This is a genomic window from Allocatenococcus thiocycli (assembly GCF_921292965.1).
GTDB classification, from domain to species: Bacteria; Pseudomonadota; Gammaproteobacteria; order Enterobacterales; family Vibrionaceae; genus Vibrio; species Vibrio natriegens.
In genome coordinates, this window is the sequence record NZ_CAKLCK010000021.1 from 1 (window position 1) to 24,400 (window position 24,400).

General features: G+C 48.1%; 19 protein-coding genes. 17 read left to right on the forward strand and 2 right to left on the reverse strand.

The genetic code is table 11. The features are described from left to right. Positions 1–1,169: class II fumarate hydratase (locus tag L9Q40_RS07695; RefSeq protein ID WP_498792966.1), on the forward strand; the 1,169-nt coding region annotated here is incomplete at its 5' end. A 75-nt stretch (positions 1,170–1,244) separates the two neighbouring features. Here L9Q40_RS07695 and L9Q40_RS07700 read toward each other — a convergent pair. Together L9Q40_RS07700 and L9Q40_RS07705 are read right to left on the reverse strand one after the other, a co-directional pair. Further along, the gene (locus L9Q40_RS07700) at positions 1,245–4,679 is read right to left on the reverse strand and encodes a hybrid sensor histidine kinase/response regulator (protein WP_498792967.1); all 3,435 of its coding nucleotides are present in this window, start codon (positions 4,677–4,679) and stop codon (positions 1,245–1,247) included. A gap of 120 nt (positions 4,680–4,799) precedes the next feature. After that, on the reverse strand, positions 4,800–5,990 hold the full coding sequence (locus tag L9Q40_RS07705; RefSeq protein WP_498792968.1) for a 3-phenylpropionate MFS transporter: 1,191 nt from the start codon (positions 5,988–5,990) through the stop codon (positions 4,800–4,802). 230 nt (positions 5,991–6,220) lie between these two features. On the opposite strand from L9Q40_RS07705, the gene L9Q40_RS07710 reads away from it, so the two are divergent. The 16 genes from L9Q40_RS07710 (at position 6,221) to L9Q40_RS07785 (ending at position 24,232) form a co-directional block, all read left to right on the forward strand. Next, on the forward strand, positions 6,221–8,047 hold the full coding sequence (locus tag L9Q40_RS07710) for a DUF294 nucleotidyltransferase-like domain-containing protein (protein WP_020336222.1): 1,827 nt from the start codon (positions 6,221–6,223) through the stop codon (positions 8,045–8,047). Positions 8,048–8,077: 30 nt separating this feature from the next. Next, the gene (locus L9Q40_RS07715) at positions 8,078–8,707 is read left to right on the forward strand and encodes a 3'-5' exonuclease (RefSeq protein ID WP_014233257.1); all 630 of its coding nucleotides are present in this window, start codon (positions 8,078–8,080) and stop codon (positions 8,705–8,707) included. Between the two features lie 293 nt (positions 8,708–9,000). Further along, positions 9,001–10,950 carry an acetate--CoA ligase gene (gene acs / locus L9Q40_RS07720; protein ID WP_014233258.1) on the forward strand — a complete coding sequence of 650 codons (1,950 nt, stop codon included), beginning with the start codon at positions 9,001–9,003 and terminating at the stop codon, positions 10,948–10,950. Between the two features lie 303 nt (positions 10,951–11,253). Continuing rightward, positions 11,254–11,703, forward strand: a complete 450-nt coding sequence (aroQ, locus tag L9Q40_RS07725; RefSeq protein WP_014233259.1) for a type II 3-dehydroquinate dehydratase — start codon at positions 11,254–11,256, stop codon at positions 11,701–11,703. A gap of 60 nt (positions 11,704–11,763) precedes the next feature. Beyond that, positions 11,764–12,222, forward strand: a complete 459-nt coding sequence (accB, locus tag L9Q40_RS07730) for an acetyl-CoA carboxylase biotin carboxyl carrier protein (RefSeq protein ID WP_014233260.1) — start codon at positions 11,764–11,766, stop codon at positions 12,220–12,222. 14 nt (positions 12,223–12,236) lie between these two features. Beyond that, complete coding sequence (gene accC / locus L9Q40_RS07735; protein ID WP_014233261.1) at positions 12,237–13,580, forward strand: acetyl-CoA carboxylase biotin carboxylase subunit; 1,344 nt, start codon at positions 12,237–12,239, stop codon at positions 13,578–13,580. Between the two features lie 130 nt (positions 13,581–13,710). Further along, on the forward strand, positions 13,711–14,598 hold the full coding sequence (gene prmA, locus L9Q40_RS07740) for a 50S ribosomal protein L11 methyltransferase (RefSeq protein WP_020336225.1): 888 nt from the start codon (positions 13,711–13,713) through the stop codon (positions 14,596–14,598). Positions 14,599–14,737: 139 nt separating this feature from the next. Beyond that, positions 14,738–15,706 carry a tRNA dihydrouridine synthase DusB gene (gene dusB, locus L9Q40_RS07745; protein WP_065303113.1) on the forward strand — a complete coding sequence of 323 codons (969 nt, stop codon included), beginning with the start codon at positions 14,738–14,740 and terminating at the stop codon, positions 15,704–15,706. A 23-nt stretch (positions 15,707–15,729) separates the two neighbouring features. Then, positions 15,730–16,026: a DNA-binding transcriptional regulator Fis gene (gene fis, locus L9Q40_RS07750; RefSeq protein WP_000462885.1), complete on the forward strand. Its 297-nt coding sequence runs from the start codon at positions 15,730–15,732 to the stop codon at positions 16,024–16,026. Positions 16,027–16,624: 598 nt separating this feature from the next. Further along, a complete protein-coding gene (locus tag L9Q40_RS07755) occupies positions 16,625–17,275 on the forward strand; it encodes an SPOR domain-containing protein (RefSeq protein ID WP_498792969.1) in 651 nt (216 codons plus the stop codon). Positions 17,276–17,463: 188 nt separating this feature from the next. Next, positions 17,464–18,090: a DUF4402 domain-containing protein gene (locus L9Q40_RS07760; protein ID WP_498792970.1), complete on the forward strand. Its 627-nt coding sequence runs from the start codon at positions 17,464–17,466 to the stop codon at positions 18,088–18,090. Between the two features lie 72 nt (positions 18,091–18,162). Further along, on the forward strand, positions 18,163–18,630 hold the full coding sequence (locus L9Q40_RS07765; RefSeq protein ID WP_498792971.1) for a DUF4402 domain-containing protein: 468 nt from the start codon (positions 18,163–18,165) through the stop codon (positions 18,628–18,630). Between the two features lie 17 nt (positions 18,631–18,647). Continuing rightward, the gene (locus L9Q40_RS07770) at positions 18,648–19,493 is read left to right on the forward strand and encodes a fimbrial biogenesis chaperone (RefSeq protein WP_498792972.1); all 846 of its coding nucleotides are present in this window, start codon (positions 18,648–18,650) and stop codon (positions 19,491–19,493) included. 4 nt (positions 19,494–19,497) lie between these two features. Beyond that, positions 19,498–22,452: an MSCRAMM family protein gene (locus tag L9Q40_RS07775; RefSeq protein ID WP_498792973.1), complete on the forward strand. Its 2,955-nt coding sequence runs from the start codon at positions 19,498–19,500 to the stop codon at positions 22,450–22,452. Between the two features lie 177 nt (positions 22,453–22,629). Next, a protein-coding gene (locus L9Q40_RS07780) for an IS630 family transposase (protein ID WP_498792974.1) occupies positions 22,630–23,665 on the forward strand; the annotation gives its coding sequence in 2 pieces (ribosomal slippage) (positions 22,630–23,096 and positions 23,095–23,665; 1,038 coding nt in all). Between the two features lie 78 nt (positions 23,666–23,743). Beyond that, on the forward strand, positions 23,744–24,232 hold the full coding sequence (locus L9Q40_RS07785) for an IS630 family transposase (protein WP_498792975.1): 489 nt from the start codon (positions 23,744–23,746) through the stop codon (positions 24,230–24,232). Positions 24,233–24,400: the final 168 nt, after the last annotated feature.

Below are 24,400 nucleotides of genomic sequence, written 5' to 3' on the forward strand. Positions count from 1 at the left end.
CGATAGCGAATGCAGCGCAATCGATCATCGACGGGCAACATCTGGAGCAATTTCCGATTGATGTTTTCCAAACCGGCTCTGGTACCAGCTCAAATATGAATGCCAATGAGGTGATTGCAACGCTGGCTGCCCAGACTCTTGGAGAAAGCGTAAGCCCAAATGATCACGTCAACATGGGTCAAAGCAGTAACGATGTCGTGCCAACGGCGATTCAGGTCAGCGTAGCACTGGCGATCGAAAAGCAACTGATTCCGGCTTTGGAGCACCTTTGCCAGACACTCGGCACTAAACAACAAGCCTTGAAAGACGTGGTAAAAACAGGTCGAACTCATCTGATGGACGCCATGCCGATTACCCTTGCTCAAGAACTTGGAGGATGGCAGTACCAAATCGAACACGCCAAACAAGCGATTGAACAAGCTTTGCCAGCCGTGAAGGCACTGGCTCAAGGAGGTACCGCAGTAGGCACTGGGATCAATGCCGATCCGCGATTCGCCCCACTTTTCGCAGACAATCTTTCACAATCAACAAATGTAGCGTTTTGTTCCAGTCCAAATTTCTTTTTTAATCTCAGTAGTCAGGATGCGATCGTCGCCCTATCCGGACAGCTCAAAACGTCAGCAGTTGCGATCCTGAAGATCGCAAACGATCTTCGCTGGATGAATTCCGGACCACTAGCCGGGTTGGGAGAAATTGAATTAAAAGGACTTCAACCCGGTTCTTCCATCATGCCGGGGAAAGTAAACCCTGTTATTCCAGAAGCTGTCGCCATGGCCTGCGCCCAAGTAATTGGTAATGACACCACCATCACCATTGCGGGTCAGTCTGGTAACTTTCAGCTCAACGTGATGCTGCCTGTCATTGCTCATAATGTATTAGAAAGCATTGAGCTACTATCCAACAGCGCCACTGCACTGGCAGACAAAGCCGTCGCCACGTTTGAAGTCAGGCAAGATAACCTTGATGTGGCGTTAGCCAAGAACCCTATTCTGGTCACCGCACTTAATCCGGTTATTGGTTACCTGAAAGCCGCCGAAATCGCGAAAAAGGCTTATAAACAAGGACGGGCGATCATTGATGTCGCTGAAGAGGAAACCGACTTAGATCGCACGACACTGGAGAAACTGCTGAATCCAACCAAATTGACGCAAGGCGGGGTGGCTGAGTAATTCGTCCAGCCTCAAACACAAAGACCTCCAACTGGAGGTCTTTATCTAACTTTAAATAACTGAAACTAAATAAAACTAGGCCACTCGGTTTAGTACCGAACGCAACTTCAACGGTTTAACGGGTTTGGCGATAAAGCTAAATCCATTCGCTTTGATGCCATCGAGCATATCATCGGTACGGTCCGCACTGATGATGACACCTTCAAAGCGATTACCCAGACGAAGACGGCACTGTTGCAGCACTTCCAATCCAGTGCGTCCGTTATCCAGTCGGTAATCCGAGAAGATCACATCCGGCACCCAGCCATCATCCAGCGCTTTCAGACTTTCGACTAAGTCGGCGGCCAGTCGTGTATCACAACCCCAACGCGACAACAGGTTTTCCATTCCCACTAAAATATCTGGCTCATTGTCGACACACAGAATTTTCAGATGGCATAGTTCAGACTGAGTACTGCTTGGCATCGTCACTGTGCTGATGGCCTGTACGCTCTCGGCTCTGTCGAGCGTAATCGAGAAGACACTGCCTTTGCCATGCCAGGAGCGCATCGAGATTTCATGTCCCAGCACCTGCGCTATCCCTTTCGATATCGCCAGCCCCAACCCTAATCCCTGATCAGAGCGAACTTGAGAGCCTCGGTTAAATTCTTCAAAGATCTCCTGCTGTTTCTCTTCTTCAATGCCCATACCGTTATCCCAGACATCAATACGCACTCGACCTTTGACGCGGCGCACACCCAAAGCGACTTTGCCGTTTGGACTATAGCGGAACGCGTTAGTAAGAAAGTTTTGCACCACTCGGCGCAGAAGTTTGGGGTCAGAATTCACCGTCAGTGAGGAAGGGATCATCGTAAACTCAATACCCTGTTGTTTCGCCAGCGCACTGAACTCCGCATTTAAATTCGCCAATACATCATTTACAGCGAACCCACAGACATGCACTTCAAGCTTGCCCGACTCCAGACGGGAAATATCCAACAAGTCGCCAATCAAATCTTCTGCGGCACCGAGTGCACTTTCGATATGAGAAGAGAGCTTTTTCGTCTCGTCGTCTTTGGCGACTTCAGAAAGTGAAGAGGCAAACAGCCTTGCAGCATTAAGAGGCTGCATCAGGTCGTGGCTCACCGCCGCGAGGAATCGTGACTTTGACTTCGATTCTAAATCTGAACGCTGCGTCGCCGCCACCAGCTGTTTGTTAAGCCGTTCAAGTTCACGGGTACGAAGTCGCACGCGTTCCTCAAGCGTCTCATTGGCTTCTTTTAGTGCTTGTTCGGCATCGCGGAACACGGTGATGTCAGTAAAACTCATTACAAAACCACCACCCGGCATTGGATTCCCCTGCACTTCAATCACTCGACCGTCAGGGCGAACACGAGACGATGTATGCCGCGTCCCTTGCTCAAGATGGTAAACCCGGCGACGCACATGGTCATCAGGGTCACCCGGCCCACATAACCCTTGCTCGGCATTGTGGCGAATGACATCTGCGATTGGACGGCCGACCTGGATTAACCCCGGAGGAAATTCAAACAACTCAAGATAGCGTTGGTTCCATGCCACCAGCCGTAATTGTTTATCGACCACAGCGATACCCTGGCCAATATGCTCGATAGCCCCTTGCAGTAGCCCTCGGCTGAAATCGTACAGTTCAGAAGCTTCATCAACGATGGTCGCGACTTCTTCGAGCTGCATGTTTCTTCCCTGCAAGGCAGAAGTAAGTACTAACTTAGCAGAAGATGCGCCGAAGACCCCCGCGAGCACACGTTCTGTGTGTCGTATCAATGAAGACGGAGCTTGCTGGTTCGGCATCAACTCTTCACGTTGCTGGCTCCAATAGGCCTGAAACGCCACTTTAACGCGTGATCGCCCAACAAAACGAGAGGCGAGCATTTCCAGTTCAGCCACGGTCACGCGGCTCTGGTAAAGGCTCATATTTTCGCTTTCTGGCAACGGTGTACCAACAAACGAAGCCGATTGTAAGCGCTCACTTAGGCTTGGACGAGTAATCAGAGAAACGACAACAAAACAGGCGGTATTGGCCGCGACACTGAGAATCATTCCCCAGTCAGAGATCGCAATATCAAACTGAGTTAGCATCTCTGGTGGCGTAATAAGCCAAATCAGAAAGTTACTGCTGGCGTTACCTGCAAGCATGTCGGTTTGGCTCATTAGGGTGATAAGCCAAATAGTAAAACCAACCGCAAGACCGACATAAACGCCCTTCTTGTTTCCCTGACGCCAATACATCCCGCCAATCAGTGCCGGCGCAAATTGAGTGATGGCTGCAAACGAGAGAAAGCCTATCGCAGAGAGTGAGTGGATACTATCAAGTGCCTGATAAAAGCCCCATGCACCAATCAAAAGAATCAGGATAAGTGCGCGACGAATGCGTAGCAGCAACTGAGAAAAGTGCTGATGATTACGTTGAGACAGGCGCATACGACGTAACAGCAGTGGCATCGCCAGATCATTCGATACCATGATGGCTAACGCGATAGTCGAAACGATCACCATCCCACTTGCTGCGGAAGTGCCACCAAGGAATGCCAGTAACGCAATCTCGCTCGCGCCAACCGCCATCGGCACACTGATAACAAAAGTATCTGGCGACGCATCACTCAGCAGTCCTTGCCCTACCCACGCAATCGGCAAGACAAAAATACCCATTAAAATCAGATACAGTGGAAACAACCAGCGGGCAACATGCAGATCCTGAGCGCGCTCGTTTTCCACCACCATGGTATGAAATTGACGAGGTAAACAAACGATCGCCAACATGGTAAGTACGGTATGAATCAGAATGGTAGGAATGTTGGGCGGCTGATAGGTTTCGGTAGCGACATCTATCAGACTGAGGTTTTCTGCACTCATTGCCAGCCAGACAATAAATACACCAACCACTAAAAATGCCATCAGCTTGATGATCGATTCAAAGGCGATCGCCATCATCATGCCCCGGTGGTGCTCCGTGTTATCGATATGACGCGTACCGAATAAGATGGTAAAGATGGCCAGTGCCATTACCACAAACCAAGAGACACTGTCGTTCTGATAACCAAAGTCTGACGCAAGCTCAGGCGCAATGATTTCCAGCCCCATGGTGATGCCACGTAACTGCAATGCGATATAAGGAAGAATCCCCGCGACGGCAATCAGCGTCACGGCAACCGCTAGTCCCTGCGATTTTCCATAACGTGCGCCAATGAAATCAGCAATAGAGGTAATGTGTTCGCGCTTGGCGATCAATATCAGTCTGGCAAGCACTCGCCAACCAAGGGTAAAGACCAGAATCGGCGCAATGTAGATGGGCAGAAAAGACCAGGGATTACTGCTCGCTTGACCCACCGTGCCGTAGAACGTCCAGGAGGTACAATACACAGCAATAGACAAGCTGTAGATCCAAGGCCGCCATCTGGCTAGCCACCTTCTCTGGTTGTCTCCGTACCACGCGATTATAAATAGGGCTCCCAAGTACGCCAAAGAAACGGGAACCACCAGCCATCCTTGCATCCGATATCCTTTATGACCTTGCTTACAAAAAACAAAAACCTCTCCGTAAGGGAGAGGTTTCATTTAACACTGCTTTCACAACAGAGACAAAGATTAGTTTTTAACCTTTGTCACAGAAGTCTAATTCTGTGTTTCAAGTGTTTTATCAGACAGGTCAACAACATGCCTTGCTGGCTCTTGCGGATCCAGTTTAATGAACAGTGCAATCAATCCCATCACAGCCATCCCCCAGAACACAAACGCGCCCCAGTGTTCATAAGCCCAACCGCTAAGTACAGTCATGAGTGCTATAAACGCTCCCAACGGAATCGCATTATACAGAGCCTGTAATGCGACCATCTTGTTCTCTTCAGAGTTCTGAATGTATTGGATTGCAGCAATATGCGCCGTCGCAAAGGTCACACCATGCAGCATCTGTACAACGACCAGAGCGACAATCGACGTTGTCCCGGCCGTAATCCCCCAACGCATCATCACGCCAAAAGCGGCAATAACAAATAAAGTACGTAAAGACCAACCAGCAAACAAGCGTTTACTTACTGCGAATACCGCCACCTCGGCGGCCACCCCCAAACTCCAAAGGTAACCAATCACATCTTCAGAGTGTCCTGCTGCTTTCCAGTGAATAGCGCTAAAACCGTAGTACGCCGCGTGACTGCCCTGGATGAGCGAAACCAATACTAAAAATTTGAGTACCGGTTTATCGGTTAAAAGTGCAGACAGTTTAGGACGCACTGCGTGCTGATCGCCAAGGGTTACTGGCATCGGATTGGTATTGCGCATCGCGAACAACAGCGAGAGCAGTACACCCGCCATTGCGGTGTAGAGAATCATGTCCGCACCAAAACCTGCCACTAAATACCCAACCACAGTGGAGCCACCAATAAAGGCAACGGAGCCCCATAAACGCGTGCGGCCATAGTCCAGCATGTTTAAACGAGCATAGTAATTGGCCATCGCATCCGACAATGGCACCACAGGACCACAACACAAGTTAAACAGAACGGTTGCTAACGCCATCAACCAGAAACTGCCGCCGGTAAAAAAATGGAAGCCAACAAAAATAAGGGCAGCAAAACTTAACCAACGTAAGGTTGGCATTAAGCGCTCCACTCTATGCACTCGAGGAGTGATCACCAGATTCGCAACACAACGAGTTGCCAAGCCTAAACCTACTAGCAAGCCAATATCAGTCGGCGTGACACCCTGCTCTTTAAACCACAATGACCAAAATGGCAGATAGACGCCATACGCAAAAAAGAATCCGAGAAAGTACTGGGAGATCCAGCCATACGGAGAAGGTTTTAGCATTATTATTTTCCTAAAATGGGAACACCAACGTTATGAGCGTGGATTATGGATCGCGAAACGGAGTAGAAAAAGGGAAGAATCGGCAACTTACCGTTTCCTCGATGGGATACAAACTTTTAAAAATCAGAAAGCGTGGATTTTAACGCCCTGGATTTAGACCAAAGTCGTCTGGCTTATGGGAGGAAATTTGTCAGACTTAGAATGTGTTCCTCCCAATTTTAGGGTTCCTTATGCCTGATAAGTTTAATATGCAATCTCCCCCGTTCGATCGCCTGACCAGCAAGCAGCAAGCGCGACTGCGTTCGTCTCTCGACGTGGCATATTATCGAACTCGAGATGTGATTTTATCTTGTGGGCAAACCAACCCTCATTTGCATATTTTGATCAAAGGTGCCGTGGAAGAGCGCTCCAAAGACCAGAGCGAAGTTTTCGCGCACTATGCCAATGACGATATGTTTGATGTCCGTTCTTTGTTTGAAGAGAGTGTGCGTCATCAGTATGTAGCGCTTGAGGATACGTTGTCCTATTTGCTGCCAAAAGAAGTGTTTCTTGAACTCTATAACGAGAATGGACAATTCGCAGCGTACTTCGATAACAACCTATCTAAACGACAGGCATTAATCGAAGCCGCTCAGCAACAGCAAAATCTGGCCGAGTTTATTCTGACTAAAGTCGATAAGAGCATTTACCATCCTCCGATGATTCTTAAGCCCGACATGCCTATCAATGAGGTCACACGAACCTTAAAAGAAAATGGCATCGACGCCGCATTAGTTGAGCTCAACCCAGATGATGCACGCCTCGAAAAATGGCCTTCAGCGCATCCGTACGCCATTGTCACGCGAACGAACATGCTCCATTCCGTGATGTTAGATAACTGCGCTGTCGATACACCTGTGGGCGAGATCGCCACCTTCCCGGTTTACCACGTTGATGAAGGCGACTTCCTGTTTAATGCCATGATTACGATGACGCGCCACCGGATGAAGCGCCTGATGGTCTGCGATGGTAATCAAGCCATTGGCATGTTGGATATGACGCAGATCCTTAGTGCATTCTCCACTCATTCGCACGTACTCACCCTCAGCATCGCCAGAGCCAGCAGTGTCGAAGAACTCGCTCTGGCGTCCAACCGACAACGCCAGTTGGTAGAGAGTCTGGTGAGAAATGGCATCCGCACCCGATTTATCATGGAATTGATATCTGCCGTTAATGAACAAATTATCGAGAAAGCGTTTGAATTAGTGGTGCCACCAGCACTCCACGACCACTGCTGCCTAATTGTTTTAGGCTCGGAAGGCAGAGGTGAGCAGATCCTCAAGACCGACCAAGATAACGCGCTGATCATTAAAGACGGTTTAGAGTGGTCGCACAGTGAACAAGTGATGCAATCATTCACCCACACCCTGCAGCAACTGGGTTATCCGCTCTGCCCTGGCAAAGTGATGGTCAACAATCCTAAATGGGTAAACTCTCAATCAGAGTGGATTCGAACCCTTGATAATTGGATTTCAAAAGCGCAGCCAGAACAAATCATGGACTTAGCCATCTTCAGTGATGCGCAAGCCGTTGCTGGCAATCGAGAATTACTCACTCCGGTCGCCAACCATCTCAGAGACACAATGAAAGATCGCATGTTGATCCTGTCCGACTTTACCCGTCCAGCGTTGCAGTTTTCTGTGCCTCTGACTCTGTTTGGTAACGTAAAAAGTGCCAAAGATGGCTTAGATATCAAACGCGGCGGTATTTTCCCGATAGTGCACGGCATTAGAACTCTGTCTCTCGAATATGCCATTGAAGAGAAAAATACCTTTGCCCGCATAGAAGCTTTAAGAAACAAACGAATTTTAGAACCAGAAACGGCGGATAACTTAAACGAAGCACTCAAGTTGTTCTTTAAGCTTCGGCTCAATCAGCAACTTAACCAACAAGAGGCACAGAATAATATCGACCTCAAACAACTCGACAGAACAGAGCGCGACTTGCTGCGTCATAGCCTGCATGTCGTGAAAAAGTTTAAGCAGTTTTTAGGTTTCCACTATCAGATCCGTGATTAAGCCCGGTAAGTTGTAAAAGAGGTATCTGGGATGAATTGGCTACAACGAAAATATTGGCACTATAAACTGAAAGGCTCGCCTTATCAGTCGCTATTTTGTGCACCAGATAAAACCGAGCTGGTTTCTCTCGACTGCGAAACCACCAGCCTAGATCCGAATAGAGCAGAGCTGGTGACCATCGCAGCCACTAAAATCATTGATAACCGCATTATCACCAGCCAACCATTCGAAGTGCATTTGCGAGCGCCACAATCTCTCGATTCCGGCTCGGTAAAAATCCACAAAATTCGCCATCAGGATTTAGTCGACGGCATCAGCGAAAAGGATGCGCTACTGAAATTAATAGACTTTATCGGCAATCGTCCGCTCGTCGGCTATCACATCCGTTACGACAAAAAAATCTTAGACCTCGCCTGCCAAAGACAACTGGGCTTCCCTCTGCCCAACCCTCTTATTGAAGTAAGCCAGATTTACCACGACAAGCTGGAGCGACATTTACCGAACGCCTATTTCGACTTAAGTCTGGAGGCGATTTGCAAGCACCTTGAGCTGCCTATTCAAGATAAGCACGACGCTTTGCAAGATGCGATATCCGCAGCATTGGTCTTTGTTCGTTTAACCAAAGGCGATTTACCGAGTCTCAGCGTGCCATACACATAATTCCTGTTGACCTGGCTCCCATAATTACTTTTATTTCAACCCTTTTTCGGTAGATCCCTCTCTATCATCCTAAAGTCTAATTGTGGAAATACGCGCTGTGACTGAAAGTTATTAGCACAAGGTCAGTCTTGCGACGACCAACTGTTTAAAACAAATATCCGTTCTATTCTTTATGTTTTAGAAAATCATAATGTTGATAGAGCGGGTAAATACAACAGCCCGACAAAGTAAAGATTCAAAGTCTTATGTAGATTGTTGTAAGGCCGAGAAATAAAGGCACAAGGAGAGAAGCCATGAGCGAAGCCCACGTTTATCCGGTAAAAGAAAACATTAAAACTCATACACACGCGGATAATGAAACCTACCTAGCCATGTATCAGCAGTCGGTAACCGACCCAGAGGGCTTCTGGAACGAACACGGCAAAATCGTTGATTGGATTAAACCTTTCACCCAAGTAAAAAGCACCTCTTTTGACACGGGTCACGTCGACATCCGCTGGTTTGAAGACGGCACACTTAACGTTTCAGCAAACTGTATTGACCGCCATCTAGCAGAACACGGCGACGACGTAGCAATCATCTGGGAAGGCGATGATCCTGCAGACGATAAAACGCTGACGTTCAATGAACTACACAAAGAAGTATGTAAATTCTCAAACGCACTGAAAGATCAAGGCGTACGTAAAGGCGACGTAGTTTGTCTCTACATGCCAATGGTACCTGAAGCTGCAATCGCGATGCTGGCTTGTACCCGCATCGGCGCAGTCCACACTGTGGTATTCGGCGGTTTCTCACCTGAAGCACTTTCTGGCCGTATCATTGACTCAGACGCTAAAGTTGTCATCACCGCTGACGAAGGCGTTCGTGGCGGACGTGCGGTTCCACTGAAAAAGAATGTTGATGAAGCACTGACTAACCCAGACGTGAAAACCATCAGCAAAGTGTTGGTTCTTAAACGTACTGGTGGCGATGTTGAATGGCATGATCACCGTGATGTTTGGTGGCATGAAGCAACCGCAAGTGTTTCTGACGTTTGCCCACCAGAAGAGATGAAAGCCGAAGATCCACTTTTCATCCTTTACACCTCAGGCTCTACGGGCAAACCTAAAGGCGTATTGCATACCACTGGTGGCTACCTTGTTTATGCCGCAATGACATTTAAATACGTCTTCGACTACCAGCCAGGCGAAACCTTCTGGTGTACTGCTGACGTGGGTTGGATTACTGGTCACACGTACCTTATCTACGGTCCATTAGCGAACGGCGCTAAAACCATCTTGTTTGAAGGTGTGCCAAACTACCCAAGCACAAGCCGTATGAGCGAAGTGGTTGATAAGCATCAAGTGAACATCCTTTACACTGCGCCAACTGCGATTCGTGCGCTAATGGCAAAAGGTAATGAAGCGGTTGAAGGCACGTCTCGTTCAAGCCTTCGCATCATGGGTTCGGTAGGTGAGCCAATCAACCCAGAAGCATGGGAGTGGTACTACAAGACCATCGGTAACGAAAATTCACCGATTGTCGATACTTGGTGGCAAACTGAAACAGGCGGCATCTTGATTGCTCCACTACCAGGCGCTACAGATCTAAAACCAGGTTCCGCGACCCGTCCATTCTTCGGTGTACAACCTGCGCTTGTCGATAACATGGGTAACATTATTGAAGGTGCAGCTGAAGGCAACCTTGTGATTCTTGATTCGTGGCCAGGTCAGATGCGTACGGTCTATGGTGACCATGAACGCTTCGAACAAACTTACTTCTCAACCTTCAAGGGCATGTACTTCACCAGTGATGGCGCTCGTCGTGACGAAGATGGTTACTACTGGATCACAGGCCGTGTGGATGACGTATTGAACGTATCTGGACACCGTATGGGTACCGCAGAGATTGAATCGGCCCTAGTCGCGCATCACAAGATTGCAGAAGCAGCCATCGTAGGTATCCCGCACGACATCAAAGGTCAGGCTATCTATGCTTACATCACGCTAAACGATGGTGAATTCCCTTCAGCGGAACTGCACAAAGAAGTTAAAGACTGGGTGCGCAAAGAGATCGGTCCAATTGCAACACCAGATGTACTGCACTGGACGGATTCCCTACCGAAGACTCGCTCTGGTAAGATCATGCGTCGAATTCTGCGTAAGATTGCAACTGGCGATACCAGCAACCTGGGTGACACGTCAACGCTTGCCGACCCTAGCGTCGTAGACAAACTTATCGCTGAAAAAGCTGAGCTGGCGTAAGCTAACTAGCCAGTTTTAAACAAATAACAGAAAACCGCCACTTTGATGGCGGTTTTTTTGCTTTGGGGCGCAAGTTAGCCACACCCTTGATGTGGTCATTAGGTTATTTTTGTTAACTTGGTTGCAGAAAGAACATGAGCTATTGGGAGATTAGACCAGTAAATTGCTGCTAATTGCTATGAATTAGCTATAATCTTGGTCGATTTTTAAATTTTGCTCGGTTTTAACAAAAAAATCGTGTTGAATTATCGTATATTTGGGAAAATAAACGTTCCACTCACGATAAGGGAAGATAGCAACATAATGTCTGCAAAGTCACGGATTCTTGTTCTAAACGGACCAAACCTTAACCTGTTAGGTCTGCGCGAACCGACACACTATGGTAATAACACCTTAGCACAGATTGTGAACACGCTAACGGAGCAAGCTCACAACGCAGGGGTGGAATTAGAACACCTACAATCAAATCGTGAGTACGAACTGATTGAAGCCATTCATGCCGCGCATGGCAAGATTGACTTCATCATCATCAATCCAGCTGCTTTCACTCATACCAGTGTAGCACTGCGAGATGCATTACTTGGCGTCGCCATCCCATTTATCGAAGTGCACCTATCAAACGTGCACGCACGTGAGCCGTTTCGCCATCACTCATACCTGTCAGATAAGGCAGAAGGGGTGATTTGCGGTCTAGGCGCACAAGGTTATGAATTTGCTCTGTCTGCCGTAATTAACAAACTTCAGACAAAGTAACCCTTACACTCTGCAATCCTACGGGGTTGTCTTAATCACAAGATAAAAGAGAAAGAAAAGATGGATATTCGTAAAATCAAAAAGCTAATCGAGTTAGTTGAAGAGTCTGGCATTGCTGAGCTAGAAATTTCAGAAGGTGAAGAATCAGTACGCATCAGTCGTCACGGCACTGCAGCTGCGCCAGCACCAGTACACTACGCAGCAGCTCCAGTAGCAGCACCTGCGCCAGTAGCAGCGGCTCCAGTAGCAGAAGCACCAGCAGCTGAAGCTCCAGCAGTACCTGCGGGTCACCAAGTTCTTTCTCCAATGGTTGGTACTTTCTACCGTTCTCCAAGCCCTGACTCGAAAGCATTCGTAGAAGTAGGCCAAAAAGTTAGCGCTGGCGATACTCTATGTATCGTTGAAGCGATGAAGATGATGAACCAAATCGAAGCGGACAAATCTGGCGTTGTTACAGCTATCCTTGTTGAAGACGGCCAACCAGTTGAATTCGACCAACCTCTAGTTGTAATCGAATAAGCGAGGCTTGCCTTATGCTAGACAAAGTAGTCATCGCGAACCGAGGTGAAATTGCACTTCGTATTCTTCGCGCTTGTAAAGAGTTAGGTATTAAGACCGTTGCTGTTCACTCAACAGCTGACCGCGATCTTAAGCACGTACTACTTGCAGATGAAACCGTATGTATCGGTCCTGCTCGTGGTATCGACAGCTACCTAAACATCCCACGTATCATTTCTGCAGCAGAAGTAACGGGTGCAGTAGCTATCCACCCTGGTTACGGCTTCTTGTCAGAAAACGCAGACTTCGCAGAGCAAGTTGAGCGCAGCGGCTTCATCTTTGTTGGTCCAAAAGCAGAAACTATCCGCTTGATGGGCGACAAAGTATCAGCGATCAACGCAATGAAGAAAGCTGGCGTTCCTTGTGTACCAGGTTCTGACGGTCCATTGGACAATGATGAAGATAAAAACAAAGCGTTTGCTAAACGCATTGGTTACCCAGTCATCATCAAAGCGTCAGGCGGCGGCGGCGGTCGTGGTATGCGTGTTGTACGTTCTGAAAAAGAACTAGTACAAGCTATTGCTATGACACGTGCAGAAGCGAAAGCAGCATTCAACAACGACATGGTTTACATGGAGAAATTCCTGGAAAACCCTCGTCACGTTGAAGTACAGGTTATTGCTGACGGCCAAGGCGGCGCAATCCACCTAGGTGAGCGTGACTGTTCAATGCAGCGTCGTCACCAGAAAGTTGTGGAAGAAGCACCAGCACCAGGTATCACTGAAGAAATGCGTAAGTACATCGGTGAGCGTTGTACTCGTGCATGTATCGAAATCGGTTACCGCGGTGCAGGTACGTTCGAATTCCTATACGAAAACGGTGAGTTCTACTTCATCGAAATGAACACTCGTATTCAGGTAGAGCACCCAGTAACAGAAATGGTTACAGGTATCGACCTAATCAAAGAGCAACTACGTGTTGCAGCTGGCCAGCCTCTGTCATTTACTCAGGATGATATTAAGATCCGCGGCCATGCGATTGAGTGTCGTATCAACGCAGAAGACCCAGAGCGCTTCCTACCATCACCAGGTAAGATTGAGCGTTTCCACTCTCCAGGTGGCATGGGCGTACGTTGGGAATCGCACATCTACACCGGTTACTCAGTACCACCTCATTACGATTCAATGATTGGTAAACTGATCACTTACGGTGAGAACCGTGATGTAGCGATTGCACGTATGAAGAACGCACTTGGTGAGATGATCATCGAAGGCATCAAAACTAACGTGCCTCTACAAGTTTCAATCATGAATGATGAGAACTTCCAGCACGGTGGTGCCAACATTCATTACCTAGAGAAGAAACTAGGCCTGCAATAAGCCTGAGTTGAACTCCTGAAAAATGCCCACATCTGTGGGCATTTTTGTTTTGTACAAAGTCTATACTCAAACAAATCGCAGAGTTCTGGTAAACTCTGCGCCACTTCATTTACTGTAAGAGCAAAAACCAATGCCTTGGATTCAAATCAAACTCAACGCGACCAATGAAAACGCTGAGCAAATCGGCGACATGCTAATGGAAGAGACTGGAGCGCTGTCTGTAACTTTCCTAGACGCGCAAGATACGCCTGTATTCGAACCTCTTCCTGGCGAAACTCGCTTATGGGGCGATACTGACATTCTGGCACTGTACGATGCAGAAGCCGATACCAACTTCATCATCGACCAAATCAAAGCAAGTAACATGCTTGCAGACAATTTTGCTTATAAAGTTGAACAGCTGGAAGACAAAGACTGGGAACGTGAGTGGATGGAAAACTTCCACCCAATGAAATTTGGTGAGCGCCTATGGATTTGTCCGAGCTGGCGTGACGTTCCTGAGCCAGACGCAGTAAACGTTATGCTTGATCCTGGCCTGGCATTCGGTACGGGTACTCACCCAACGACAGCGCTTTGTCTGGAATGGCTAGAAGGTCTGGACCTGACGGGTAAGACAGTTATCGACTTCGGCTGTGGCTCTGGCATTCTTGCGATCGCTGCGATCAAACTAGGCGCAGAGAAAGTCATCGGGATCGACATTGATCCTCAAGCTCTACAAGCCTCTCGCGACAACGCAGAGCGTAACGGCGTTGCCGATCAACTTGAAGTTTACCTACCTCAAAATCAACCTGAAGGCCTAATCGCTGACGTGGTGGTTGCCAATATTCTTGCAGGTCCTCTGCGCGAACTTGCTCCTATCATTAAAGGTCTGGTGAAGCCAAATGGTGACCTTGCGATGTCGGGCGTTTTAGATACCCAAGCAGAAGATGTGGCTAACTACTACCGTGATGAGCTTCACATAGATCCTATCGTTGAGCAAAAAGAGTGGTGTCGCATCTCTGGTCGTAAGCAAGGCTAGACAAGGATTTGACGGCTAATTGTTTGAAATTCATACAATTTACAAAAACAATTTGTAAATGCTCAAATATTAGTCTTTTCACGCAGTAAAAAAATGCGTAAAATGCGCGCCCTTGCTGGTACAGAACTGTGATGACGTTTTGAGAATCGGAAACTATCAACTTAAGAACAATCTAATCGTAGCCCCTATGGCTGGTGTAACGGATAGACCGTTTCGCGAGTTGTGTCTTCGTTATGGTGCGGGAATGGCCGTCAGTGAAATGATGTCTGCCAACCCAAAGCTATGGAAAACGTCGAAGTCGAAACAGCGCATGGTGCATGAAGGCGAATCGGGCATTCGCTCTGTACAGATTGCCGGTTCCGATCCACAGCTTATGGCGGATGCAGCTCAATTTAGTGTTGAAAACGGTGCGCAAATCATCGACATCAACATGGGTTGCCCAGCAAAGAAAGTGAATAAGAAGCTAGCGGGCTCTGCACTGCTTCAGTACCCAAACATTATCGAAGAGATTTTGAAAGCGGTAGTGAATGCTGTTGACGTTCCTGTAACGTTGAAGACCCGAACTGGCTGGGATACAGAAAACAAAAACTGTCTCCAAATCGCTAAATTAGCCGAAGACTGCGGCATACAGGCTCTTGCACTACACGGTAGAACAAAAGCATGTATGTACAAAGGTGAGGCCGAATACGACAGCATTAAAGCGGTAAAAGAGGCAATTTCAATTCCGGTTATCGCGAACGGTGATATCGATAGCCCGGAGAAAGCCAAATTTGTACTGGAGTACACCGGTGCGGACGCTTTAATGATTGGACGCCCTGCCCAAGGTCGTCCTTGGATTTTCCAGGAAATCCATCACTATTTGGAAAACGGCACCACGATGGATGAGCTTCCGGCAGAGGAAGTGAAAACCATTATGCTTGGCCATGTGAATGCTCTGCATGAATTTTATGGAGAGTACTTAGGCCCACGTATCGCGCGTAAGCACGTTGGTTGGTACCTAAAAGAGCATGAGCAAGCGAGTGAGTTTCGCCGTACCTTCAACGCTATCGATGCAGCCCCGCTGCAAATTGAGGCGTTAGAAGGTTATTTTGATAACGTTGCATCATAATTAAGAGAAGAGCTAGACCGAATATGTTCGAACAAAATCTGACTTCAGAAGCATTAACAGTAACTACAGTAACGTCACAAGACCAGATTACTCAAAAGCCTTTACGTGACTCTGTTAAAGCATCTCTTAAAAACTACCTTGCTCAACTAAACGGCCAGGAAGTAACAGAGCTATACGAATTAGTTCTAGCTGAAGTTGAACAGCCACTACTAGATACCATCATGCAGTACACTCGCGGTAACCAAACTCGCGCAGCAACTATGATGGGTATCAACCGCGGTACTCTTCGCAAGAAACTTAAAAAATACGGCATGAACTAAGACCGTAATTAAAAATTGTTATAGAACAAGCCGCTACCTTTTTAGGTCGCGGCTTTTCTTTATCTGCCAGATAGAAACATTTCACATTAGCCTCTCAGGCATGGATAGCCTCGAGATACAGAAGCTCTCGATAACGAGCACTTAAAAATAAAGACTCAACTCTTCCAAAGCCATCATGCTATTTATGTTAGCCATTCAATGCCCCTCCCCCAACTGTGCTTAATAGCAAGTTCACTCATACGACTAGCCTGCCCTTGCTCATTTCAAAGAGAGACACTCACGCCACCGAAGAGCAAATATCACACTTTCCTCATAGAAAAGAACGTTGTAGGAAAACAGTCATAAGTTGCTTGAGATGGCAAGCTCAGAGAGAAGCTCTTGCTTGACTGTTCTTTTAACCCCATCGCGGAATCTTGTTCTTAGCTATTGATTAGTTTTACCCCCTTGATTAAACTTCGCTTCATATTATAAATATCAATAAGTTGTCTTCTAGGTATAATGCGTGCGAATAATTAAGGCATCCAATAATAAGCTTACAAGGCAAGGTTGTCGGTCGAATACAGCTCAAGGTCCATATACAAGCTCAGCGATATCAAAGTTGTTAATCGTTGGCTGTTGTCTATTACTGGCTTCCTGTGCAACCAGTAAACCCACAAACACATCTGAGTACCAGGCTATTCAAGCACAAGTCGAAGAGTTGAGAGATCGTCTTGATCAACAAAATACGGAGTGGGAGCAATACCGCCCAGGCATTAACCGGTTGGCCGCGTTGGAGTCGGACTTTAAAAATCTGATTGGCCAGTTGGATAAAATGGCTTCCTCTACTCCTAAGCCAGCGCCAAATAAGATCCTCCCTGAAGTAAAAGATCATAAGTTGATGGCAGTGGTCGATGCAGGCGATAAAGCCATCAAAGCTTCTGCTAAGAAAGAGAAAGACGTTCAGCCTAAAACCCAACAATATGCATTGCAAGTTGGCACCTATAGATGGCTTCAATATATCGAGTCAAATAAAAGAAAACTGGTAAAGAAGTCGCCTGAACTTCTGTCAGACAAACGCTTTTATCTAACACCCGTTTATATCGGGCCAAAAAAGGAGAGGCTTTATCGTCTACTTGCCGGCCCTGTCAAAGATAAGGTGACAGCACAAGCATTGTGTCGGCAACTTAAGACCGACGGGCTGGACTGTATGGTGAGGCCGCTGACCGGCAAGCCTTTGTCTGATGAACAAAATATCGCGTATATGAAGTAAATCAACCGGCGTAAGTATGTGCTGACAGTAAGGTTAAAGGATAGCTGATTGGTTAACCCTGCCCCTACGCTTATTGGCCGTGCTTAAACGATACGCCCACGTCTATTGGTTTAGTAAGTTCTCTTGATTGAATAATCTAACGGTGGCACTGAGCCGCCCGCTTATCTTGAAAACAAAAGGAGTTAACATTGAAAAATAACAAAAAACTGGCTTATGCAGCACTGGCATTATTTGCGAGCTCTGCCTACGCAGAGAGCGTAGCACCTGAGTTTAACGGCAAGGGGACCGCATCGGTCGAGGTCAAAAATAACCTGGATATCGTCGAAACGGCTTCATTAAACTTCGGCACCATCGCAGCAGTCGCTGGTAATGATACTGCTGCCGCGGCCACATTGACGTTACTGCCTTCCACCGGCGAGCTAACTTCGGACATCGTAGGAACACAAACTGCAGACAAGACAGCTGGCAGCATAACCCCAATTGACAAAACCAATGCATCGCCAGGTACCTTTACGGTGAGCAACGCAGCCAAGTATACCGCCTTGAATATCAAGTTGCCGAAAGACGATGATACTATCGAGTTGAAAATGGAAAACGCAGCGCCGACATCTCTGAAGTTTACCCTAAGTAACTTTGAAGCTGCTACAAATGATGGTCCTGTTACACTCAAAGATGGAAAAGGCCCAGCCACAACAGACGGCAACGGCAACCTGATATTACTGGTAGGTGCAACCTTGAACACCCAAAAAGGGGGAAATGCTTCTTATAAGGATGCTGTATACAGCGGTACATATGAAGTGACCATTACATACTAAAGCAAAGAGGCGGGCCGACTTACCGGCTTGCCTCTGTTAAATTAACCAGTTCAATAGTTTATTGGAAAAGTCATGCGTAACCACTTGTTATCGTTGCTGGCAATATGCCTGCTCGCCGGGGGAGCCTGGGCTGGGGAGATCACTCAGGTTAAGCCGCTTGACTTCGGGGTTATTGCACTGCGCAACAACGATAATATCTATAACTACCAGATTACCCCGGACGGCTCAAGAAAGTATGACCCAAATATCGTGGTAATAGAGCAAGGCCACCCAGCCGAATTTCTGCTCTCCGGTTTTCAGCCAGGCAGTTACCTGCATATCACGACCAGCCAGCCCGAGGGCGCTAACAGTCTGAGCCACGGCGGCAACGCTGGTAGCCGCTTCACCATTAAGCAATTAAACGTCAAGCCCTGGGTCAGAACAAACACTAAAGGCGAGGCCCGAGTATGGGTTGGTGCCACCCTGACTACTTCAGGCACAGGCAACTACCTGGACGCCAAATACACTAACCCCCATATAACTCTACATATCACCCATTAATAAAGTTTAGGAATTCCATGCTGTTGATAATAAGCAGAAAAACCCTGTCCCTGCTCGCTACCTTGCTGCTGCCTGTTTTACTTGCCAGCAACGCCAGCGCCAGCCTTTTGATCTCGCCGACCCGAGTGACCTTTGCCGAGAGAGAACGCAGTACTAAGGTCTTTTTGATGAATACCAGTAACGAGACCAAAACCTATCGACTGGAGTTTCAGCAGCAAAGGCAATTACCCGACGGCCGCTACCAAGCGCTGAACGAGGAAGAGTTAGCCAGCTTTAATATTGCCAGCAGCATGCTCAGATTTAGCCCCAGACAGGTAACGCTCGGCCCAGGCGAGCGCCAGCAAGTTCGCATCGCGGTGCGCCGTCCCAAAGATCTGGCTCTCGGGGAGTATCGATCCCATCTGCTGCTTGCCGCTCTGCCCGGTAGCAAGGATCGCAGTCAAACCGAGGGCGTGGGTATTCAGTTGAACCTGCTGCTGAGCTTTTCCATTCCGGTGATCATACGTGCCGGCGGCCTGGACGCCACAGCGGAGTTTGGCACGGTGGCACTCTACCGGGATGCCAGTAGTGCCAAGCCAGATGGGTTAACTTTTGCCCTTAACCGATCAGGTCTGCACAGCACCTTCGGTAGCCTGAAAGCCTTCTGGCGCTCGTATGACGGTGTCGAAGAGCGCCATGTAGCTACCCTTAACAACGTTGCAGTTTTCCATGAAAACAAACAACGCGTGATTAGTCTGCCCTTTCACGATCCCATTGCGCAGGACGGCACGCTGCGTCTGATTTATGAGGGAGACGACGAGTTCGGAGGCCGAGTTCTGGCAGAGCAACAACTGACCATCAGCGACTACCAATTAGCACCTTAACTTTATGTCCCTGTACCATCCGTGTAAGTGGCTGCTGCTGGGCCTGCTTTGGCCTGTCTGCACGCCCGCTATTGCCCAGTCAGAACTGTTTGAGTTGATCCGAACGATCAACCACAAATATCAGGAACCAGATTTTGGACTGATGCCTGCCGACGCTCCAACGACAGATGATGGCCGGGGCATCGCCGATGGTGAAGAGCTGATACTGGAGGTGCGCATCGACGATCTGGTGATCGGCGATCTGTTTGCCATCAAGCATAAAGATAGCGCCCTTATCGCCTTTAGCCAATTTGTAGAGCTTTTGGATTTCGCCATTGAGCTGGACAGCGAGACATCGGTGGCCGCTGGCTGGTATATCAATGAGGGCCAGAGCTTTAGCCTGAACCTGCCCGGAAAGGATGGTGAGCAAGCTGCCGCCAACAGTCAGGCCAAAGCCGAAGCAAACGGGGTTACCTACCATCTGCCGGCCTCACACTTTCAGCTCCTGCCGGACGACCTCTATATTCATGCCGACGATCTCGGCCGCTGGTTTAATATCAAAATGACATTTGACTTCGGTGCGATGATGTTGATGCTTAAGCCAGAGCAACCCCTGCCGATCCAGGCAGCTCTCGCACGCAAACAGAGACAAAAAAGCAAGAAAACAACAGCCAGCACCAAGCCGGCTTTACCACTGCGTAAAAGCGGTCACGAACTGTTGTCCGCGCCCCTGTTGGATATCAGCACCAACGCCACCTATTCAGGAAAAGATGTCAACTTCGGCTATTCTGCCTTGGGTCGCCATGATTTGGGCTTTTTAAGCAGTCAGTATTATCTTGGCGGCGGCTCGGAAAATGAACTGGACTATGCGCGCCTGACGTTGGAAAAAACCTCGCTGGAGGGCGGCCTATTGGGTCCCGTAAACGCTACCCAATACCGCTTTGGCGATGTTGTACCAGTAGCCGGTGCCAGCGGCCAGGAACGGGGAATGAGCTTTAGCAACAGGCCACTGACGGGCAATACCGAGTTAGACACTCTGGATTTGCAGGGAGATATTCAGCCCGGCTGGGATGTGGAGCTTTACCGTAATGATGTACTGATAAATGCGCTGACCGCAGGGCCAGATGGTCGCTATGTGTTTAACGATATAGAGCTGCTCTACGGCAACAACACCCTTAGACTGGTCTTTTACGGCCCGCAAGGCCAGCTCCGGGAAAAGACCAAGCAGGTGCTAGTAGACAGCCGCACAGTAGAAAAGCAGCACTATTTCGATCTCTCCCTCACCCAGCCCGGCAGTCTGTTTCTCAACGAGCCAGCCGCCAATACTGCTGACTGGCATCTGGCTGGCAAGTATAGCAAAAGCCTTAGCGATAAATTGTTGTTAGATGCAACCTTTTCCAAGGTGGAAAGACATAGTGCGGCTTACTCTTTAGACGCTAGTTTTTCCCTGTTTGACCGCCTGCTGATGCAGGCCGGAGTTGACAACAACGGTGCCTACCGGATGGGGGGGAAAACCTTTTTGGGCAAACATGCACTGAATTTCTCGCACAATGCTGATGATGGTCAGTTTAATGACAATGTGACGCTGGCAGGCTCGCTTTTCCAGGGCCGGCAGACTGCGCTCAACTATGAGCAGGGGTTTAGCCGCCGCTATGGCGATATCGACCAACCGAGCTTTTCGCTACAAAACCGTCTCAGCCTCTACCGGCCGTCCTTTTACCTGAGCAACAGCTTTACTTATCAAAGAACCGAGCCTGAGGTGGGTGAGGCAGAGGACTGGCAAAGCGGCAGCGCTTTGTTGCGTAAGCGCTTTTCATCATTCACCTGGGAGCTGGGGGCTGACTATAGCCTATCGCCCGAGGCCGAGCTAACCCAGTTGGATACCGAGTTCAGTCGCGCCCTCAGCTCCTCCCTTAACAGCGAGTTTGGCATTAACTACTGGCCCCAAACCGAAAGGTATAAAGCGGATATGAGGTTGAACTGGAAAGCCGATACGTTTTATCTGAGCTCTACCCTCTCCTACGATGATCGCGGCGAATGGTTTCTGGGCCTGAACACCCTACTTAGCCTGGGCTGGGATCCTCAGGAAAGTGACCTTTATATAGACCGCCGCCGCCTAGCGCAAAACGGTGCCATCAGTGTGCGCGTATTTCAGGACTTGAACCTAAACGGCCGCTACGACCAAGATGAGCCGCCAGTGGTGGGCGCCAAGGTAAAAGGCACCCAGGTATACCGCAGAGCTTCTACTAATGAAAAGGGGATTGCTTTTTTGCGTGGCCTGCCCGCTTATCGCACCACGGATATTGAACTAGAGATAGGAAGTCTGGAGGACCCCTACTGGATGCCCAGTCGCCCCGGAATCTCGATTACGCCCAGACCGGGGTTGGTGGAGACCCTGGATATACCTGTGGTCACCACTGGTGAAATCGAAGGTATGGTCTACCTAGAGGATGGTCATGGCGGTGAAAAGCTGGCAGCCTATGCCCCACTTGTCCTACTGGACGAGCAGGGTAAAGTGGTACAGAGGGGGGAGAGTGAATATGATGGCTTCTACCTCTTTATGAATGTGTTGCCGGGTAAGTTCCGGGTGGAGATCGATAAGCAGTATATCGAGGATAAGAAACTGTATCCGCTTGCGGCCGTCGAGGTAACGATAAATGGTGATGGCGATGTGTTGCGCGGCAACGATTTCAGTCTTGCTGCCCTGAGCTTCCAGCCAGCGTTTCTGGTTTCATTGGGTGAGTTTAGCTCCGAAACAACCATGAAGGCCTACTGGCACCTGCTCTACCGTTCGCACGCCAATATATTGCCGCAGGCATCTTATTCTAAGGTGGCTAGGGAAGGCAGCGAGCACCTCAGGTTACAACTGGGAACCTACCTGAACAGAGCACAGGCCCAGTCCCAATGCACCCGTCTGCAGGAGCAAGGCATCAACTGCCGGGTTACTACCACAGAGCTCCTATTAGAAAAAAGCTCTTAGCATCGGACACAAATACGCATGAACCCATCCATGGGGATTCGATTTGCCATCCATGGCAAATCGAGTTTGTTTATCGAACCCTGCTCCCTGACCAGTTAATTTTCCGGATTGGTATAATACCAATCTAAGTAAAAATATGATCTAATTGAGGCCATCCAACAATAGAACTGATCCGCTATGGATAGCCTCAATAATATCGACTTTAAAAAGCTCGCAAGTCAGCAGAAATCCATCCAGATGAAAATGAGACTGCTGGCCCTCGCTCATTTCAAAGATGGGCACTCTCGCACACAAATCGCCAAGTTTCTCAAGGTAAGCCGAACCAGTGTCAATAAGTGGGTTCAGACCTTTCTTGAAGAAGGGCTGGAAGGACTGCAAGAAAAGCCAAGAACAGGAAGGCCACCATTCTTAACTACCGAGCAAAAAGAGCAATTAAGCCAATACATAAAAGATAAAGCCAATGATACACAAGGCGGACGACTGACTGGTGCTGATATCCACGCTTATATCGTGAAAGAATTTGGCCAGCACTACCACCCTGATTCTATCTATTACCTGCTCGACCACATGGGCTTTTCATGGATAACTTCCCGCTCAAAACACCCCAAACAATCTCAGCAAATACAAGACGATTTTAAAAAAATTCAAAATCGAAACGATCCTTAAGATCCCAGGACATATAGCTTTAGAGTGTGTCGATGTCTGGTTTCAGGACGAAGCCAGATTTGGGCAACAAAACACGACCACACGTTTATGGGCTGAAAAAGGAACTCGCCCAAGAGCCGTGAAGCAACAACAATTTGAGTATGCCTATCTGTTCGGTTCCGTCTGTCCCAGTAAAGGAATTGGTGAGGCTATCGTTGTCCCTTGGGTTAGTAAAGACATCATGATAGAGCACTTAAAACAAATATCGGCAGTCACAGAAAAGGGACGTCACGCCGTCGTTGTTATGGATGGAGCAGGATGGCATACAGAAGACATTACCAATGACTTTAAGAATGTCAGTGTCATCAAACTTCCACCCTATTCTCCAGAGCTAAACCCTATCGAACAAGTATGGAGTTGGTTGAGGCAACGCTATTTAGCCAACCAATCTTTTACTGATTACGACGATATCATCTCCAAAGTCTGCGATGCATGGAATCATTTTTTGGATAGATCCAAAAGAGTCACCAAAATGTGCTCGAGAAGATGGATAGACCTGACCAGTTAATTTTCCAGATTGGTATGATACCAATCTAACTAAAAATATGATCTAATTGAAGCCATCCAACAATAGAACTGATCCGCTATGGATAGCCTCAATAATATCGACTTTAAAAAGCTCGCAAGCCAGCAGAAATCCATCCAGATGAAAATGAGACTGCTGGCCCTCGCTCATTTCAAAGATGGGCACTCTCGCACACAAATCGCCAAGTTTCTCAAGGTAAGCCGAACCAGTGTCAATAAGTGGGTTCAGACCTTTCTTGAAGAAGGGCTGGAAGGACTGCAAGAAAAGCCAAGAACAGGAAGGCCACCATTCTTAACTACCGAGCAAAAAGAGCAATTAAGCCAATACATAAAAGATAAAGCCAATGATACACAAGGCGGACGACTGACTGGTGCTGATATCCACGCTTATATCGTGAAAGAATTTGGCCAGCACTACCACCCTGATTCTATCTATTACCTGCTCGACCACATGGGCTTTTCATGGATAACTTCCCGATCAAAACACCCCAAACAATCTCAGCAAATACAAGACGATTTTAAAAAAATTCAAAATCGAAACGATCCTTAAGATCCCAGGACATATAGCTTTAGAGTGTGTCGATGTCTGGTTTCAGGACGAAGCCAGATTTGGGCAACAAAACACGACCACACGTTTATGGGCTGAAAAAGGAACTCGCCCAAGAGCCGTGAAGCAACAACAATTTGAGTATGCCTATCTGTTCGGTTCCGTTTGTCC